The organism is Shewanella sp. M16, assembly GCF_018224605.1.
GTDB classification, from domain to species: Bacteria; Pseudomonadota; Gammaproteobacteria; order Enterobacterales; family Shewanellaceae; genus Shewanella; species Shewanella oncorhynchi.
Map to the genome: position 1 here is coordinate 104,905 of NZ_JAGTUL010000011.1, position 16,744 is coordinate 121,648.

Annotated in this window: 17 protein-coding genes; all 17 read right to left on the reverse strand. The window is 49.8% G+C overall.

The window, feature by feature from the left end; translation table 11 throughout:
• Entirely contained in the window at positions 1 to 534 is a 534-nt protein-coding gene (locus KFE26_RS09775; RefSeq protein ID WP_212600277.1) for a hotdog family protein, read from the reverse strand.
• Between the two features lie 4 nt (positions 535 to 538).
• A complete protein-coding gene (locus KFE26_RS09780; RefSeq protein WP_212600278.1) occupies positions 539 to 1,738 on the reverse strand; it encodes a beta-ketoacyl-[acyl-carrier-protein] synthase family protein in 1,200 nt (399 codons plus the stop codon).
• A gap of 46 nt (positions 1,739 to 1,784) precedes the next feature.
• On the reverse strand, positions 1,785 to 2,549 hold the full coding sequence (locus KFE26_RS09785) for a DUF3261 domain-containing protein (RefSeq protein ID WP_212600279.1): 765 nt from the start codon (positions 2,547 to 2,549) through the stop codon (positions 1,785 to 1,787).
• Positions 2,550 to 2,553: 4 nt separating this feature from the next.
• Positions 2,554 to 3,843, reverse strand: a complete 1,290-nt coding sequence (locus tag KFE26_RS09790) for an NAD(P)/FAD-dependent oxidoreductase (protein WP_212600280.1) — start codon at positions 3,841 to 3,843, stop codon at positions 2,554 to 2,556.
• A 23-nt stretch (positions 3,844 to 3,866) separates the two neighbouring features.
• Positions 3,867 to 6,308 carry an MMPL family transporter gene (locus tag KFE26_RS09795; protein ID WP_212600281.1) on the reverse strand — a complete coding sequence of 814 codons (2,442 nt, stop codon included), beginning with the start codon at positions 6,306 to 6,308 and terminating at the stop codon, positions 3,867 to 3,869.
• 2 nt (positions 6,309 to 6,310) lie between these two features.
• The gene (locus KFE26_RS09800; protein WP_212600282.1) at positions 6,311 to 7,096 is read right to left on the reverse strand and encodes an outer membrane lipoprotein carrier protein LolA; all 786 of its coding nucleotides are present in this window, start codon (positions 7,094 to 7,096) and stop codon (positions 6,311 to 6,313) included.
• On the reverse strand, positions 7,096 to 7,527 hold the full coding sequence (locus KFE26_RS09805) for a thioesterase family protein (RefSeq protein ID WP_212600283.1): 432 nt from the start codon (positions 7,525 to 7,527) through the stop codon (positions 7,096 to 7,098). The genes KFE26_RS09800 and KFE26_RS09805 overlap by 1 nt, the downstream gene beginning before the upstream one ends.
• A complete protein-coding gene (hutH, locus tag KFE26_RS09810; protein ID WP_212600284.1) occupies positions 7,524 to 9,098 on the reverse strand; it encodes a histidine ammonia-lyase in 1,575 nt (524 codons plus the stop codon). Before hutH ends, KFE26_RS09805 begins: the two co-directional genes overlap by 4 nt.
• The gene (locus tag KFE26_RS09815) at positions 9,095 to 10,954 is read right to left on the reverse strand and encodes a glycosyltransferase (RefSeq protein ID WP_212600285.1); all 1,860 of its coding nucleotides are present in this window, start codon (positions 10,952 to 10,954) and stop codon (positions 9,095 to 9,097) included. Before KFE26_RS09815 ends, hutH begins: the two co-directional genes overlap by 4 nt.
• Positions 10,948 to 11,334, reverse strand: coding sequence for a thioester dehydrase (locus KFE26_RS09820; protein ID WP_173242763.1), 387 nt, complete (start codon positions 11,332 to 11,334; stop codon positions 10,948 to 10,950). The genes KFE26_RS09815 and KFE26_RS09820 overlap by 7 nt, the downstream gene beginning before the upstream one ends.
• Positions 11,327 to 12,691 (reverse strand): AMP-binding protein, encoded by a 1,365-nt coding sequence (locus KFE26_RS09825; protein WP_113941116.1) that lies wholly within the window; start codon positions 12,689 to 12,691, stop codon positions 11,327 to 11,329. The genes KFE26_RS09820 and KFE26_RS09825 overlap by 8 nt, the downstream gene beginning before the upstream one ends.
• Entirely contained in the window at positions 12,688 to 13,236 is a 549-nt protein-coding gene (locus tag KFE26_RS09830; RefSeq protein ID WP_212600286.1) for a hypothetical protein, read from the reverse strand. The genes KFE26_RS09825 and KFE26_RS09830 overlap by 4 nt, the downstream gene beginning before the upstream one ends.
• Positions 13,236 to 13,484 (reverse strand): acyl carrier protein, encoded by a 249-nt coding sequence (locus tag KFE26_RS09835; protein ID WP_011787696.1) that lies wholly within the window; start codon positions 13,482 to 13,484, stop codon positions 13,236 to 13,238. The genes KFE26_RS09830 and KFE26_RS09835 overlap by 1 nt, the downstream gene beginning before the upstream one ends.
• A gap of 9 nt (positions 13,485 to 13,493) precedes the next feature.
• Positions 13,494 to 13,748 (reverse strand): phosphopantetheine-binding protein, encoded by a 255-nt coding sequence (locus tag KFE26_RS09840; protein ID WP_011787697.1) that lies wholly within the window; start codon positions 13,746 to 13,748, stop codon positions 13,494 to 13,496.
• Complete coding sequence (locus KFE26_RS09845; RefSeq protein ID WP_212600287.1) at positions 13,732 to 14,607, reverse strand: 1-acyl-sn-glycerol-3-phosphate acyltransferase; 876 nt, start codon at positions 14,605 to 14,607, stop codon at positions 13,732 to 13,734. The genes KFE26_RS09840 and KFE26_RS09845 overlap by 17 nt, the downstream gene beginning before the upstream one ends.
• Positions 14,600 to 15,337 (reverse strand): beta-ketoacyl synthase chain length factor, encoded by a 738-nt coding sequence (locus KFE26_RS09850; protein ID WP_212600288.1) that lies wholly within the window; start codon positions 15,335 to 15,337, stop codon positions 14,600 to 14,602. The genes KFE26_RS09845 and KFE26_RS09850 overlap by 8 nt, the downstream gene beginning before the upstream one ends.
• Positions 15,338 to 15,685: 348 nt before the next feature.
• Positions 15,686 to 16,582: a DUF3014 domain-containing protein gene (locus KFE26_RS09855; protein ID WP_212600289.1), complete on the reverse strand. Its 897-nt coding sequence runs from the start codon at positions 16,580 to 16,582 to the stop codon at positions 15,686 to 15,688.
• Positions 16,583 to 16,744: the final 162 nt, after the last annotated feature.

Consider the following 16,744-nt stretch of genomic DNA (forward strand, 5'->3'; position numbering starts at 1 on the left):
TTAGTGCCCAAGGCTTCTATTTGCCGCGTCTTGATTGCCTGCAAGGTAGGCTTGTGTGTCCTGAGGTTGGAACACATTTACATTGGCTTGGGCTACTAAGCTCTTTTCTAGGTTAGAGCCGGCTTCGGGCAGCAGATAAATTTGGCAATCGAATACCGCTAATCCCGATTCCTCCTGATAGAGGCGGCTGACTTGGGTGCGATAGGTGCGCCCGAGCTCATATTGCTTTGCATACAAGGTTAATTTGCGCGATCCCAATAGAAACCCGACGCGGATTTTATCATTGCGAAGCTTTGCCTCAACCCCTGCAAGGGCGGCAATACTTTGGGCCATATATTCGATACCCACATAATTGGGTACGGCTTGATATTTATCATCGAAATAAGGGCTCTTGGCCGTGATAGTGACTTCGGTCTCTAGGTTATCGCGCCGATAGCCAATGATTTTATCGAGCAAAATCATCGGTGCCCTATGGGGAATAAAATCGGCAATATCCTGTTCGGCAAAGGGTTGGTTGATCTTAAGCAACTGCATGGTACTAGGCCTCGTTACGGCAGAAAATCAGGCTGGCATTACTGCCGCCAAAGGCGAAGGAATTGCTCATCACATAATTAAGCGCGCCCTTAGCGGCGACTTGATGGCGCTCGACCAATGCAATGTGCGGATCCTGTGGATCGACTTGTCCGTCCCATTCATGGGGCGGCAGGGCTTGGCGGTGATTATGTGCTGAAAGTAATAAATAACAGAAGGCGGCTTCAATGGCGCCAGCGGCACCTAAGGTATGGCCGACTAAGGGCTTGGTCGAGCTACAAGGGGGCGTGTTCACGCCAAACACTTCAACTACGGCGCGGCTTTCCATCGCATCATTTTTAGGCGTGGCTGTACCGTGTAAGTTTATGTAACCAATGTCTTTTGCTGCAATGTGTGCATCTTGCAACGCCGCGTGCATGGCTTTGATCGCGCCTGCGCCTTCGGGATGTGGCGCCGACATATGGTGCGCATCGCTCGACTCGCCAATACCCGCTAGCATGACCTCTGACTCGCCCAACGTCAGGACGAAAAGCGCCGCGCCTTCGCCGATATTGATGCCATCACGGTTGATGCTAAAAGGATTGCAGTGGCCTTTCGAGACAGACTCTAAGGCGTGAAAACCATTGACTGTGAGTTGGCATAAACTGTCGACACCGCCGACAATCACAACATCACAGAGATTCGCCTGTAATAGGCGTTTGGCACTGGCAAACACTTTAGCGCTGGATGAGCAGGCGGTCGAAATTGTGTAGCAAGGGCCGTCTAGCTCAAAATATTGGCGTAAAAAGTCGCTAGTGCTGCCGAGCTCTTGCTGGAAATAATGGTAATCCGCCGGAAAGTATCCGTATTGATTGCGGTAGCTCAGCGCGGCTTCACCTTTTGAAATCCCTGACGTGCTTGTGCCTAGCACAACACCAATACGGGCATGACCAAAATCCCGTTTCGCTTGTTCAACTGTGGTCGCAATTTGCAGTGCGGCGCACAGCAGTAATTGGTTGTTACGGCAATCGAACTGAATGAGTTTTTCGGGAATGGTTGGTAGCGCTGCCGTCACGGGGGCAACTAAGGTTGGGTGCTCGAACAGGAGAGTGTTATTGCGCAGCATCGCACTGCTATCACCGGCGATCAGGCGGTCTAAAACCTGCTGGGGATCTTGCCCTAGCGGGGTACACAATCCAATCTGTGTAATAGCTACTCTGTTCATCATTGTGTGTCTTTTTACCATGGCACAGTTAAGTGCGGATGCTAACAGATTAAATAGGTTCGATTTCTAGCTCAAATTTAGCTTGTGGCATAGTTAAGCTGATGTGGGCTTGCCAAAGAGCATCGCCGATATTTTGTTGATAACGGATTTGCACCACATGGGTTTGCTGGCCGCTTTTACTGATCAAGGTATCTTGACTATAGATCTGGCGACAGGGGATTGTATTCACTCGGGTGCTTTCAAGCGTATCGCCCTGATTTCTCCCAACCGTATCGCAAAGACCTGTGACTAAATGACCTCCTTCTAAATGGGCGCGAATACTCTGCTCAGGCCAATAGATCAGTTGCATCATCGCCATTAAATACTCAGCTTTAAAACTGTTCCCTAGCAGCACGCTTTGTTCACTGCTGAGTGTATTACCATCATAAACTAAGGTAAACAAAGCCTGTCCGAGTGGCGCTAAGCCAACGAGCGTCATGCGCTCATCCTCTAACTCTAATTGAGTGAGTAACTCGTGGGACTTATCACCCACTTTAATGCTGACCTTTTGGCTAAAGGACTGGGGCGAAGTTAGCTTAACTTTGCTGTCGGTTTGCGGGCTGCTAATGTCGGTGGGTTTGGCCGTCGGCTTAGTCAGAGGCTTATCGGCTGCGGGGGCAAAATCATGGGGCAGTGACGCCAAGCAATAACGCATGTCTTTAGCTAGGCCGACACAGGTTTGCCTGAACAGCAGTTCGCTACATCCCGTCAGCCCTAGACTGATGATCAGTAGCGCGGGGAACACTCGCCATTTCGCGTTAAAGTTGAGCGACATGCGGTTACGCCTCTGCAAATTCAGGAATGGCAACTTGGTTTTGGCACAATTCGACCACCATGTTCAGGCGGCGCTCCGAGTCTTTAACGAAGGGATTATTGAGGTCCCAAGCGTAGCCCGCCAGAATCGAGCAAATCATTTGCTTGATGCGTGGATTCGGTTCTTCATAGAAGATCACATCCTGAAAGCGGCCATCATACCAAGCTTGCACATAGGTGCGGAAGGTATTCACCCCCTGCATTAAAGGTGCTGAGTAATCGGCTTGCCAGTCAACCGTTTCGCCATTGAGTTGTTTAGTCACACATTTTGCCGCCATCGATGCCGATTGCATGGCGATAGTGACGCCGGAGGAAAATACCGGATCAAGGAACTCGCCGGCATTACCCAGTAGGGCGAACTTGTCGGTCGCAAGGCGTGACACATTGGCTGAATAGCCCTTGAGCGTGGCGCATTCTTGCACCACCTTAGCGTTTGCCAGTAGGGCTTTTAGTCCTGGTTCTTCATTGACTATGCTCATCAATTGTTGCTCAAGCGAACCTTGTAAACGCGCAAGTAATTGCGGTTCTGCCACTACGCCGAGTGAACAACGGCCATTGCTAAAGGGAATGAGCCAATACCAAATGTCCTTATGCTCAGGGTGGACACTGATCAAAATCTTATTTCGATCAAAGTTGGGATCGCTGATGTTATCTTCCACATGGGTGAAGATGGCGCTTCGTGGTGGCAGACAAGAAGGGCTTTCCAAGTCGAGTAAGCGTGGCAACACGCGGCCAAAACCACTGGCATCAAGCACATATTGGGCGCTGATTTGATAAAGCTCGCCCTGTTCATTGCGCACCATTAAGCATGGATTCTCGGTTAAATCTATCGCCTCGACGGTTTCGCCGTAGCGGATTTCGACCCCTTGGCTTTGGGCGGTATCGGCTAACAGTTTATCAAAACTGGCGCGCTGCACTTGGAATGTGGTGCCCGGCCCTGGGGTAAATTTATCGGTAAAATCGAAGGTAGTGTAAGTGCCATTGCGACGAAAGGCGGCGCCATTTTTATGTTGGAATCCGGCGGCATTGAGCGCATCTAACATGCCGGCTTCTTCGATAAACTGCATGCAGCAGGGCAGTAAACTTTCACCGATGGAGAAACGGGGGAAATGTTGTTTTTCTAACACCAGCACGCGCTTGCCTTGTTGGTGTAGCAAGCTGGCGGCAATGGCGCCTGAAGGTCCTGCGCCGATAATAGCCACATCGACGGCAAGTGAATTTGGCATAGCCGATAAATCGTGAGCGGGTGTAGGCATGTAAAGTACGTTCCTTGTCGTTATCAGGACTTTTTAGTCGTTAAAATCAGTGGCGAAAGTAAAAAGGTTAAACCTATACCTAGTGACAGGGTTAAACCAAAATAATGAATCGCTTGGGTCTGGCTAAAGGCGAGTAAACCAAAGGCTAATAGGGTCGAGCAGGCGGACATAAATACCGCCATCATCACTGCCTTGCCGTGGTTTTGAGCAGAGGCAAAGAACAAGCTGTAGTCTATCCCAATCCCGAAAACTAAAATGAGCGCGAGTGCATGGAACAGACTCAGTGGCGAGCCTGTTAAGCCTAAGGTTGCAAGCGTTAGCAAGGCAGCAAGGGCTGGCACTGCAACCACAACCGCGGCTTTTTTAATGCCAAAATTCAGGCTAAACAACAAGAGTGCGATACCGAGTGCGAGCGCTAACAGCTTTAGGGTTAACAGTCGGTAATGGCCCATGACCGCGGAGATATCCGCGACTTTATCGATAAGTTGTACGCTTTGAACATTGGCAAAGCGCGCCTTGAGCGCGTCGATCTGCTGAATGCCGCCAAGCAAGACAATGGCACCATGCTCAGCGCTCGCGCCGCCATCATTTAGCGCTTCATAGTCGGTGGCGTTGCCATTTGGTGCTAGCCACAGCGGTGCGAGTTGCTTGCCTGCCTCTAACTTAAAGAAATCCGCTGGGGCGATATATTGGTCTTTAGCCGCTAAGTAGCTTGCTTGCAGCTCTGGCTTTAAGTTCTCATCCAACCCAAGGTTTGTGAGCACAGTATCTATCTGAGTTTGATAGATTTCACCCTGTAAGCGATAAGCCGTGTCTTGCCTTTGATGGCTGGGCAGATAACGGCTGAGGCTGACGTAGTTGCCTAACTCTTGATTGGCGATAGCGGCATTCAGCAGTGGCGACACTCGCTCAAGCTGTTGTAGTAGTGCTTCTTCACTCGCGGCGCGTACCAGTAAGAATTGATTATCTGTGCCGCCGCTGAGTAGCTGCCTGAGCTTATTTTCAGGTTCAGTCACGCTCGCGGGGCTTTGCTGCAAATGGCGAATATCGTCATCGACGGTTAACTTGGTTACGCCAACCAGACACCACACCACTATCACTAAAGCAAACATGCCCATGCCTAAAGGTGTGGTCAATCGGTTGGATAACTGAGTGAGGTTGGCAAGGTACTTCCCCGCTAACGCTAATGGGTGGGAGCCCGATGGCAAACGACTTCCCGCTAACTGTGGGTAGGCGAGAATGAGGGTGAGATAGGCCCCGAGTAGTCCCGCGGCGCAGAAAATCGCCACTTGCTGCATCCCAGGAAACGGCGCTAAACCTATGCCCACATAAGCTAAGGCACTGGTGATAAAGGCAAGTGTCACTGTGGGGAAGATATACGCGACCGTCGCCTGAGCGCTCCGTTCGGTATCGCTTAAGCGCTCGCAGTAAAAATGAAAGCTGTAGTCGATGGCAATGCCAATCAAGCTAGTACCAAACACTAAGGTGAGTAAATGCAGCTCGCCAAATACGCTTAAGGTAAAAGTCACGGCCAGCAACAGCCCGCTGGAAATGGTGACGATTGCCAGCAGTAGCGGCATTACAGAACGAAACGCCAGCCAGACTAAAGCTATTACCCCAAGTAAGGATGCAAGACCAAGGATCGAGATTTCACTCTTAGCCGTTTGGGTCGCCGCAATCGCGTGAAACAGGGCACCAGCCTTAAGCAGGGTAATATCGGGATAGCTTTGTTTAACCGCATCCAATCCTAGGGTTAATGCCGTCATCTGCGCCAATTGCGCATTGGGATTAAAAGCGCTTTCTCGCCCCTTTGCCATAACAACCGCAGCGACATTATCGCCTTGATTCGCTAGCAGAATGCCTTGGCTGGCTCTGACTTTGGAACTCGGCGCGAGGGCGAGTAAATTGGCGGGGAATAACAGCAGCGGATCTTGGGCAAGCAAGTTGCTATTGGCGTAGCTAAAGGCGTTGTAAAGCTGCGCTGTGGCCGCTTCAATCAGATTTCCAATGTCTTTCGTTGCTAACGCCTCAGCTTGTGGCGCTGTCAGCAATTTAAATCTGTGGGGGAAATAGTATTGCCCCAACGCTTCACCGAGCTGCATATCGGCGCTGCGAATATCTGTGAGTGCAGCATTTTTTCCAGTAGCAACAAGGTCAGTTTCAAGCTTTTGCATCAACAGCTTAGCCGCAGAGATTGCCGTGGTTTCATCCTTGGCGACGAGCGCAATATAGACTTGATCGGCGAGCGTCGCTTCAACTTGGTTAAGGGCGCGCTCTGTGAGTTTGTCCTGCTGTAAATGGGGCAGCATAGCAAGAATATCGCTCTGCACCCTTGCGCCGTTTTGCCAGAGTTGCAACGTCCACAAACTGGCAGACAGCATCAATAGCAACCAAATGGCGAGGCGCCATTTAGGGGATGATTGTATTAGCGCTTGATTGGCGCGCGCGGTGAAATTGGCGGCCATGGTTAAGGTTTATTCGCCTCTATCGCCACAGCATACTGCGCTAATTCGGCTTCGCTGAGTTTACCTTGTGAAAGCGCACTAAAGTCGATGCGGGTCATATCCTGTGGTGTCACATTCGGCGCGGCGCTCAGCAGCACTAAGGATTGCAACACATCGCTACCTTCTAACACCATATTGGCGATGGCTTTTTTCATTAAGGGATCTTTGGGCGTTAGGCCTAATTGCCATTGACCGTCTGTGCTCAAGCCTTCTGCGATGAGGAAGTGCAGCTCGAAGTTTTCGCTTAAACCGGAAATATCACCGCCGAGCATAGCGCGCACTAGGCTGGGCAATAAATCCCCCATAGCGGCTGCGCTCGCCGAGGCATCGGCCTTGCTGACTTGGACTCGACCTTGGCTATCGCGCTGAATAAGCTGCTTATCTTTTAAAATCAGCAGGGATTCGAAGGGCTTTATCTGTTGCCAGATCAGCCCTTGGGTCTGATCGAAGATAAACTGCCCTTGGCTGATTAACGGCTTTTTGAGCACCTTTAACTGCCGAGATTGCACAAACTGGCCTCGCACCGTTTCGCCCAAGTTAAGCTTTTGGCTCAGGGCGACAAGCTGCGCGGTATCCGCATTTTGGCTAAAGAGCGCTTGATAAACACCGGGCTCAGCTAAGGTTTCTGCTTTGAGTGGCAGGGTTATCAAAGCACAAGCCAAGCCGCAAGCAAGGCAGAGGAGTAATGCACACTTCGCCAGCACAGGATTCTTCGTCAACGCAGAGCTCTTGGCTAGTACTGAGTTCATTAGTCTTCAACCTTAGCGAGCAGGGTGGCGATTTTGTCACGGAACACCTCTGGGGTGACAAAACACAATTCTTGGGTGCACATATCGACCGCCGCTTGAATGGTATAACCCTTAGTGATGCGCGCACCCGTTTCAACGTCGCGGATTTGATAATTGATTTTTAAGCGGTTTTCCCACTCGACTAACTCGGCGCGGACTGTGATTTTTTGCTCGAAGGTGCTGGCTTTGACGTATTTAATCTGCAAATCGATAATTGGCCACGCATAGTTAGATGCTTGCATTTGGCGGTAGTTGTAGCCCAACTCATCGAGCAGTTTGCAGCGAGCAATCTCGAAATAACGCAGGTAATTGCCATGCCAAGTGATCCCCATGGAATCCACATCGTGGAAGGGGATTTGCATTTCCATATCGATAGTGAGCAATGATTTCATCTGCACACTTCCCATTCGCCCGCTTGGATTTTAGCTATGGTTTGGCGCAGCACGGCTTCAAGCGGCCTATCTTCAATTAAGGTCTCAAAATCACCGCGCACTTGGGCGAGGGTTTTCGCCAATGAAGGTGTGAGCGAGGCTTCGTCCAGTTCATTTTGGGCGATACGTAAACCAATACCTTGGGTCATGGCGAGCAATGCTGCCGCCGCGACTTGTTCGGTCAATTGCAGCACGCGCATACAGTCGCGGGCGGCAATAGTGCCCATGCTCACCTTGTCTTGGTTGTGGCATTCGGTCGAGCGTGAGAATACGCTGGCGGGCATAGTGTGCTTGAGCGCTTCTGCTGTCCACGCCGATACCCCAATTTGCACCGCTTTAAAGCCATGATTAATCGCGCGGCGCGGGCCGGTTGAGCCGGATAAGTTAGCGGGTAAGCCATTATTAAACTTAGGGTCCATTACCAGTGCCATTTGGCGATCGATAAGATCGGCTAAGTTAGCCACAGTATTTTTCAGCGAATCCATCGCAAAGGCGATATGGCCGCCGTAAAAATGGCCACCGTGGAGAATATGCTCGCCTTCGCCGTCGACAATCGGGTTGTCGTTGGCGCTGTTGACTTCGGTTTCGATAAACTGACGCATAAACGGCAGCGCATCTTGCAACACGCCGATAATGTGCGGTGCGCAGCGGATGGAATATCTGTCCTGCAGCCTGTCCGAATTGCGCGGATGTTCGTGGTGATTTAAATCTTCCCGTATCCAAGTGGCGATTTGGTTTTGCCCCGGATGCGGTTTAGCGGCAAATAAGATTTCATCAAAATGGTTCGAGTTACCTTTTAACGTTAACGAAGCCATAGCGGTAATGCGGCTACTTAAGCGGGCAAGATATTGGGCGCGATCGAAGGCTAAACAGGCCAAGGCCGTCATTACAGCCGTGCCGTTCATCAGGGCTAAGCCTTCTTTTGGCCTCAGTACGTGCGGGGTGATGTTGAGCTTAGCGTAGACATCTTGAGTCGCTTGGCGTTCACCTTGGTAGATTACTTCGCGCTCACCGACTAACACGGCGGCCAAATACGACAGCGGTGTTAAGTCACCGCTGGCACCGACCGAACCTTCTTCTGGGATTACAGGGACTATGTTGAGATTGAGCAAGGTTTCGATGCGCTTTAATAGCTCATAGGTCACGCCAGATTTGCCAATGGCTAAGGAGTTTAAACGGCAAGCCATCACAGCGCGGGCCTGCATTATGCTTAAGGTCTCGCCTAAACCGCAGCCGTGGAAGCGGGTTAAATGCAGTGGCAATTCGTGGACCAGATCTAAGCTCACATTGACTGTGCAAGAGTCGCCATAACCAGTTGTTACACCATAAACCACGCCTTCTTCGTGCAGCAGACTATCGATAAAGCGCGCACCTTTTTGGATATATTCTTGATAATCCGCATCATCACAGAGCTTGACTGGTGCGCCCTTGGCGACGGCAACCACTTGTTCTAATGTAAGAAATTTACGGCCGAACTCAACAGTCTTTAAGTCTGATTGATTCTTTGAGTCGGCGGCTTGGGTGTGGCTCATGAATGACTAGTCCTGTCTGTCTTATGATCCTGCTGTGGGATCTGCGGTGATGTTGACTCTGCCGTTACAGCATCGGCTTGTACTGAATTGGCTGATACGCGTTCTAACTCGCTGTCTTTACGCCAAAAATCGAAGAAGTTAAACCATTGCAAAGGCTCGCGTCTGGCAAAGTATTCTAAGCGTTCGCTGTAGCGATTTACCGCCTGCTGTAATCTGTCCATTCTGCCCGCCCTTGGGCCTTTAAGTGTTTCGGCGAAGTGCTCTAAATGCACCCGATAACGGCCCTGTTCCCGCAGGCAAAACATTAAAAATACAGGGCAATCGAGTAAGCCGGCCAAAATAAACGGCCCTTGAGGAAACGCTGCATCTTGGCCCATAAAGGGCGCGTACATGACGCGACCTTGGGTATTCGGCGAGGTTCTATCGCCCGCGATCACCACCAGTTCACCGTCTTCTATTTTTTGCTGCAACAGCATAGACGTCGCGGGGTTAAGCTCGGTCACTTGAATAAGATTAAGCGTGCTCTCATGGTTTAACTGCTTGATTACCTTGTTAAAATTTTCAGAATGGCTCGTTAACACCATGACATTCACTTTGACTTTGCGCTGGTGGATTGAAATGGCGCGGCAGAGTTCTAAATTGCCAAGGTGAGACACCAATAACACGGCGCCTTTGCCGCTTTCGAGCTGGTCGGCCAGCACTTGGCGATCGGGGAAATCCACTTGGCTCAATTGGATGCGATCGCACCAGGCATCGATTCTATCGAGTGCGGCATTTCCAAAGGCTAAAAAGTGATTCAGGCAATCGCGCCAGCCTACAGGCTGATTCAGCTTAGGATGTTGCGGCTCAAGCGTTTGCACGCGGCGCAGGAAATCTAACGAGGCTTCGCGGGTGACTTTGCCCGTGAGAAAGAAATAGCAAATCACCGGATACATGATGGCGCGGCACAACCAATGGCCGCCAATACGATAGCTCTCGGCTAACAGTTTGATGCCCCAGTAACTGCCGCGCTCCTTCATGCCCGACCAATGGGTGGCTGTAGTTGATGATGTTGCTGACGAGCAATGGGAGTTTTGCGCGGCTTGTTGCTGTGATTTACGCTTCAATAGCCAAGGCAAGCGTTTGAGCATGCCGAAAAACAACTTGGTATGCAGTTTAGTGATGCGCACATTGTCGGCCACACCTTGAAAGTGACTAACACCACCTTCGGGATAAATCACCTTAGTCGGCTGGAATAAAATTTCCACCCCTTGCCAGTAGAGTTTGACGAGGATTTCAATATCAAAATCCATTCGTTCCGTTAATGCTTGCTGGCACAGTAATCGCTCGGTGGCGGCGAGGGGATAAACGCGAAAGCCACACATAGAATCTTTAATATCAAAGCTTAATGTTTCGACCCACACCCAAAAATGGGTGATATAACGGCCATAGAGCCTGCCCTTAGGCACGGATTCATCGTACTCGGGTTTGCCTGAAATCAGTGCATCGGGTTTAGCCTGCACCCTTGCTACCATAGCTGGAATATCGGCTAGATTGTGTTGACCATCGGCATCGACCTGCAGTGCATGACTAAAGCCATCGCGGTAGGCTCGGCGTAGGCCCGTCATCACAGCAGCGCCTTTACCACGGTTGTAAGGATGCAGCAGCAAAGTCACCCAAGGATAGGTTTGGGCTAAGGATTGCAGTAGATAACGGGTTTCGTCATTGCTGCCATCATCAATCAAATAACAGGGCAGATTAAATTGGGCGAGTTCGGCCAAGGTCTGGGCAATTGCGGCACTGTGATTGTAATTGGGGAGCACTAAGGCGAGCTTAATGGGCGCCGACTCAACTAAGTCGCTGGGAGGTGTTAGCACTGGCTCGCCCCATCGCTGCTGTTAACTGGCGAGATATCGAAGGCAATACGACCTGACGCGTAGCGGTTTTCACCATCGCTATAGGCGAAGGTGAGTTTTCCCTTAGCCGCATTGTTGCTAATGCTTAAGGTGACTTCTTGCCCCGGCAGTATGAGTTGCTGAAACTTAAGCACTTCTAAGTTGGCTACGGCTTCGCAATAGCCGAAATATTGGCAGCCTAAACGCACCGCCCAATCTAATTGTGTCACGCCCGGTAGCACGGCTTGCTCGGGAAAATGTCCCTTAAAAGATTCAAGGTCGGCCGCCACTAACAAACGTAATTCAATATTATCCATGCCGATATTGGAATGCAGGATCGGCGGTAAACTCGATTTAATCATGATCAAATAACTCGACTAACTGGGCCGTGACACGCTTACCCTGAGTGTTAAGCGGTAAAATATCGGGATAACGCCAGCGGCGTGGCAGGGTGACTCGCTCAAATTGCGTCAGTAAATGTGCTTTTAACGCATTGTTGATACTGAGTTTTCCCTGCTCTTGATGCACGCTGCGGCCAAGTGCGGAGAGGGTCACGACCGCGCCCAGTTGGGATTTAAACTGCGGCAATACGACAAGTGCGGCTTGCTCAACATAGGCATGGCTGCCTAACAGCGTTTCCATTTGTGCCAGTGATAGACGTTTTTCTTCAATCTTAACGATGCGATCGAGTCGGCCCTTGAGTCTAAACTGGCCATTTTCGGTCGGTTCGATTTTATCTTCGCAGCGCAGCCATTCATCGTCGGCCAAATAGGGCGATTTAAGTAGTAAGGCTCCGTCGCTAGGATCTTGATCTATCGATATTCTGTCAAACACTTGCCAAGGTTCATCGGCCTCATGCTGACGGCGATAGGCGATGCCGCCCGTTTCTGTGCTACCAAAAATTTCGATGGGCAAGTGACCATAGCATTGGCTGATCCCCTGAGCCGCCGCAAAACTTAATGGCCCGCCGGAGCTAAACACTAAGCTCGGTGAGCGCAGCTGCCGCTCGTGCTCTAAGGCCTTAGGTAAACGCGATAACTGGGCAGGGCTACTGATCAAACACAGGTTTGGCAGTAAGGCAGTGTAATAGCTTAAGGTTTCTGGGTATTCAATCTGCTCGCTTAAAAACGGCCGACTGGCGGCGAGTGGCCACAAAATCTTGAATAACAGGCCATAGATATGCTGGTGGGAAACCGTTGAAACCACACTACAATGGGGTAAATGTTCGGCAAAGGTATGTTCGAGCACTGAGACTTCAACGTCTAATTGCTGAAGTGTTTTACGGATCGCCTTAGGTTCGCCACTGCTGCCGGAGGTAAATAGCACAAGTTCACCGATAGCCTCGCTCGCCGGCCAAGGCTTGCTCGGCAGGCTCAGCTCTTTTCTCAGTAGAATAAAGGCCTGACTTTCACACAATGGCTTATCCGACAATATGCCTTCAAACTGGTGGGTTAACTCGCTCAGCGTGCCTGTTTGGGTGTTGGCTGGTAAGATAATTTCCTTGCCTGCTAACAGCGCCGCACATAAACCGACAGCAAACAGATCGCTGGTATCACTCGCGAGCAGCCATTTTTTCTCTGGCGCCGCCAGCAGTTGCTCATAAAAATACGCCACCTGATTGGTAAATAATGCACCTGTGACTATGTCGTGGTGATTAAAGCTGATCAGTTGTTGGGCAAAGGGCCCTTGGGTTAACCAGTTTTTGAGTAGCTGTGTCATGTTTTCTTCAACCAAAAGCTGCGATATAACCATTCCCCACCGAGGAGCAGTCCCATGAGTACGTATGCAATCAAACCGTTATACAAGGTCCAGGTTGCTAAGCTAGTAAAGCCAGCGGTGTAAGCCGCCATAATGCCATTGAAGATAAATAAGCCGCACCAAAGTAGCGTGACTTTTTTTAGATACCCAGTGGCTTCATCCGGTAAATCGGGTTCTTTCAAACGGGCTAAACGTTCGATCATGCTAGGGCCAGTGTGCAGTGAATAACTGAACAGCGCCAGCATAGTGAGATTTATCACTACTGGGTAATACAGCAGCCAGTCACTTCGCTTGGCAAGATAACTGCCTGCCGTGAGCACAATCCCCACCAATAGTGGTAAAACTAATGTCTTAACCCTTTGCTTTTGAAGCATTAGCCGCACTATCAGCAATAAACACAGCACGAGCGCTATGGTGCCAGCAGGCAAGTAACTGAGCCCTAAATACACGGCAACGGGGTAGGCCAGCAAAGTTAGGGCGGTTAAGACCTGTAGCAAGGCTCGCATTAGGTTTTAACTAAACCTTCGATAGCATTAATCACATCGTTGATTGTGCGAACTGATTTAAATTCATCGGGTTGGATCTTTTTACCTGTCAGTTGCTGCAGTTTTATCACTAAGTCGACTGCATCAATGCTGTCGAGATCGAGCTCTTCATACAGGTTGGCCTCAGGCGTAATCGCCTCGGCATCAATTTCGAATTCGTCCACTAAAATAGTGGTCAGCATAGCGAGGATTTGTTCACGATTTTGCATATTCCTCTCCTATGGACGCTGTGATTCGATAAAGCGAGCTAAGCTGGCAACACTGTGAAAATGGGCCTTAGTGGCATCCGAATTGGCTTCGATTTTGACATCAAATTTTTTCTTGATGGCTAAGCCGAGCTCGAGGGCGTCGATAGAATCTAAGCCTAAACCTTCGCCAAATAGCGGCGCATCGGTTTCAATATCATCAATGCTGACGTCTTCTAGATCGAGACAGTCGATGATTAACTGCTTTATTTCATTGTTTAAGTTCATAATTATTTTCGAGTTGTTGTTTATAGTAATGTTCAAGATCCCGCGTCAGCTGCCGGGCCATTTTTGCATGCTCACCTAAAGCCGCTTGGTACTTCTGGTAAGAAACGATTGTGCCGATTTCAACGGCCATTCCCATGGTTTGCCTTGGGATTTCATACCAAGGTTGCTCCTTTGTCAAACCACGCACATTGGTACGTAGCACCACAGGTAAAATATCCGCTTCGGCTCTTAAGGCGATATTGGCAGCGCCGCGGGCAAAGTGGTTAATGGTCGCACCGACCACCGTACGCGTGCCCTCGGGGAAGATAATTAAATTGGTGCCTCTTGCGAGCACTTCGCGGCAATCCTCTAGCATGAGTTCGGCGCCGCGATTGGGAATATAACCCGCGCAGGACACCACACCCCGCAAAAATGGATTACGCCACAAAGCTTGTTTGACTATGCAGCCCGCATTGGGCATGAGACTTATCAATACCACCACATCGACTAAACTGGGGTGGTTGGCAATGACGATAACGCCTCTGGCATCATGTAATTTTTGGGCATCGTGGCTGCTGACCTTAATCACACCTGCCCAAGTGAGCATGGCGACAAAGCCTTTGAACATTAAATGCACGGCCTTTTGTACCCGAATAATCCGCGCCTCTGGTGTGCCTGGCCAAAAACGCAGTAGCGGCAGAATGGTCAAGGAGCTTAATAAGCCGCCTAAGCCAAAGGCGATATAACAACTTACACCGCCTAGCCAACGTGGCACATAATTCAGCCCTTCGCGGCGAGTTTCCGGCAAGGTATAAGCGGCATTGAGTATTGAATCTTGATGATCCTTGGCGGCGTCATGGCTGTGGGCTGCATCAAACATGCTCAAGTCTCCAATGCCATTGGGATAAGCAGCCTGAAATATTTTGCGCCGTTGCTAGGGCGTGGATAAATGCACCATAGGTCAGCGGATTTAAAGCTGTTGCCTTAGAAATGCGGCTCACCGTGAGCTTGGCCGAAGCGGGTGTATCGAAGGGCGCGAGCTGTAGGCCTAGGGCCAAAGGTAATTCAAATTCTTGGGTAAACTCATCGTACACAGGAGGCACTGGATCATCACCGAAGACCAATAACAATGGTTCTGGCGATTGATGTAATTGGGCGAAGGCTTCGACCATAGCTTGGGACAGAGTTTCTGTGCCCGCCGCAACTGAGGTTGAAGGCGCGGTATTGGCCGCCAATATGCCAAAAATACCGCTGGCGGTGTTGTGCACCGACTGACTAAAACCTAAGGGCGATAAGGGCTGTTTGGCGATAATGTCTTCGAGCAGGCCAATGGTGCGCTGCAACTCTCCATGGCGCGAGGCAAAAATAGAGCGACAATTTGCAGGCATTTCGCACTGAAAACTCACCTCTAACATCATCTTAGTCAAGCGACTAAAACGGCGGCGCTGCATGGCGGGAATTTGTTTGAGTGCGGGAGCGGTGGTATCCGACTGTGGTGGCGTATCGAGATTGAGCTCAGCCGAACTCTCGCACCAAGTTTGCCAACTTTGATGGTGCTGATATTGGGGGGCCCAAGCGCCCCAAGAGAGAATGCTGAATGTTAGTTGCACTACTTTGCCTCGACACTAAATTTAAGCTGTCTTAGTTATCCCTAACTAAGTTAGAACATTAATGGATTGCCATACCATTGCCATACCATAGTGAGGAGTATACGCGTTAGAAGAATGACGCTCGAAATGCCCTCTACAGCGTGGTCATTCTACACTATGCCCTTTCTTTTTATGAAGCCATTTGCATTGTGCGGGTTAACGGAATGGGATCAAGTGCTGTGATTTACAGCACTTATTCGACATTGAATAACAAATATCGCAGTGGCTATCTGATTGTGCAGACGCTTTAACTTACAGGTTAAAATGAAAAAAGGCGCACTGAGCGCCTTTTGGCATGAGCTTGATAACCTATTGCGACAATTGATTCTCGATTTTACGCAGCGCTACTTTCAACTTGCGAGTATTTTCTGGACCCATACGGATCAACAGTTTTTGTGCACTGGGTAGTGCCTCTAAGTTAGGGTCAACGAATTGATAGTTAACGCTAATTGAATTCAGCTCAATCGGATCTTCAATAATAGGTGCTGCGAGTAACATTTTAATCGCTTGCAGCATTCTGTCGTTAAATTTGGCGTTGCTGTAGCCGAGTTCGGTAAAGGCTTCCTCTAGGAGCGGCGTCAGTTGCTTGTAAGTTGTGATTAAGCTCTGTTCGTCCATTTTGGCAATCGAGTCAACATAGGCATCGTATCTGTGGAAACCCTCAGGATTTAAATACACTTTGTTGGTGATTTCTGAGACTGAGAACAGCTTCTCTGGTCCTTTAAGTGGGCTAACTTTACGGGTTAATTCACCCTGAGCTAGGTTATCCACGAATACCACAAATTGGCGGACGAGATCTTGCTGCACTAACGAAGAACTCAGCACATTGTTATTGATCATGGCGAGAGCTTTTTGTTGCACAAATGCATCACTTTCAGCCAGCACAGGCACAGGTTCTACGACAACTTCAGGCTCTGCCACTGCAGTGGTTTCAGTGCTATTGATGTTCGTTTCTGTAACGGCAGGCGTCGTCTCTGTGGTTTCAGGCTCTGGCGCACTTTCGAGCGTCATAGGTTCAGATGCCGGTGTTTCAGGCAATACAATAGGGGCGTTAGGAATGAGTTTAGGTGAGTCAGAATCACCGCTGTAGTAATAATATCCTCCGGCAGAAAGTAGCACGACGAGCACTATCGCAAAAAGCGCAAAGCGATTGCTGCTAGAAGAAGTCTCTTGAGGTGTTATTCTATCATCTTGATTAACTTGCATTTTACATCCTTCGCTTGAGTGTCAAGGTAACTTGGTGAATACATGCAGCTAACATTAAAGTGCAAGAGCGGGCTATTTGAAGGCCGCAGGTTCATTTTGCAAGTTTCCATGCGCTTGTCTATAGCGCTTAGCTGAACATAAACAATTTATTTCGAGTAAAGG

Coding starts and splice junctions, on each gene's coding strand:
- KFE26_RS09775 (WP_212600277.1), bottom strand. CDS start 534: ATGCAGTTGCTTAAGATCAACCAACCCTTTGCCGAACAGGATATTGCC.
- KFE26_RS09780 (WP_212600278.1), bottom strand. CDS start 1,738: ATGATGAACAGAGTAGCTATTACACAGATTGGATTGTGTACCCCGCTA.
- KFE26_RS09785 (WP_212600279.1), bottom strand. CDS start 2,549: ATGTCGCTCAACTTTAACGCGAAATGGCGAGTGTTCCCCGCGCTACTG.
- KFE26_RS09790 (WP_212600280.1), bottom strand. CDS start 3,843: ATGCCTACACCCGCTCACGATTTATCGGCTATGCCAAATTCACTTGCC.
- KFE26_RS09795 (WP_212600281.1), bottom strand. CDS start 6,308: ATGGCCGCCAATTTCACCGCGCGCGCCAATCAAGCGCTAATACAATCA.
- KFE26_RS09800 (WP_212600282.1), bottom strand. CDS start 7,096: ATGAACTCAGTACTAGCCAAGAGCTCTGCGTTGACGAAGAATCCTGTG.
- KFE26_RS09805 (WP_212600283.1), bottom strand. CDS start 7,527: ATGAAATCATTGCTCACTATCGATATGGAAATGCAAATCCCCTTCCAC.
- hutH (WP_212600284.1), bottom strand. CDS start 9,098: ATGAGCCACACCCAAGCCGCCGACTCAAAGAATCAATCAGACTTAAAG.
- KFE26_RS09820 (WP_173242763.1), bottom strand. CDS start 11,334: ATGATTAAATCGAGTTTACCGCCGATCCTGCATTCCAATATCGGCATG.
- KFE26_RS09825 (WP_113941116.1), bottom strand. CDS start 12,691: ATGACACAGCTACTCAAAAACTGGTTAACCCAAGGGCCCTTTGCCCAA.
- KFE26_RS09830 (WP_212600286.1), bottom strand. CDS start 13,236: ATGCGAGCCTTGCTACAGGTCTTAACCGCCCTAACTTTGCTGGCCTAC.
- KFE26_RS09835 (WP_011787696.1), bottom strand. CDS start 13,484: ATGCAAAATCGTGAACAAATCCTCGCTATGCTGACCACTATTTTAGTG.
- KFE26_RS09840 (WP_011787697.1), bottom strand. CDS start 13,748: ATGAACTTAAACAATGAAATAAAGCAGTTAATCATCGACTGTCTCGAT.
- KFE26_RS09845 (WP_212600287.1), bottom strand. CDS start 14,607: ATGTTTGATGCAGCCCACAGCCATGACGCCGCCAAGGATCATCAAGAT.
- KFE26_RS09855 (WP_212600289.1), bottom strand. CDS start 16,582: ATGCAAGTTAATCAAGATGATAGAATAACACCTCAAGAGACTTCTTCT.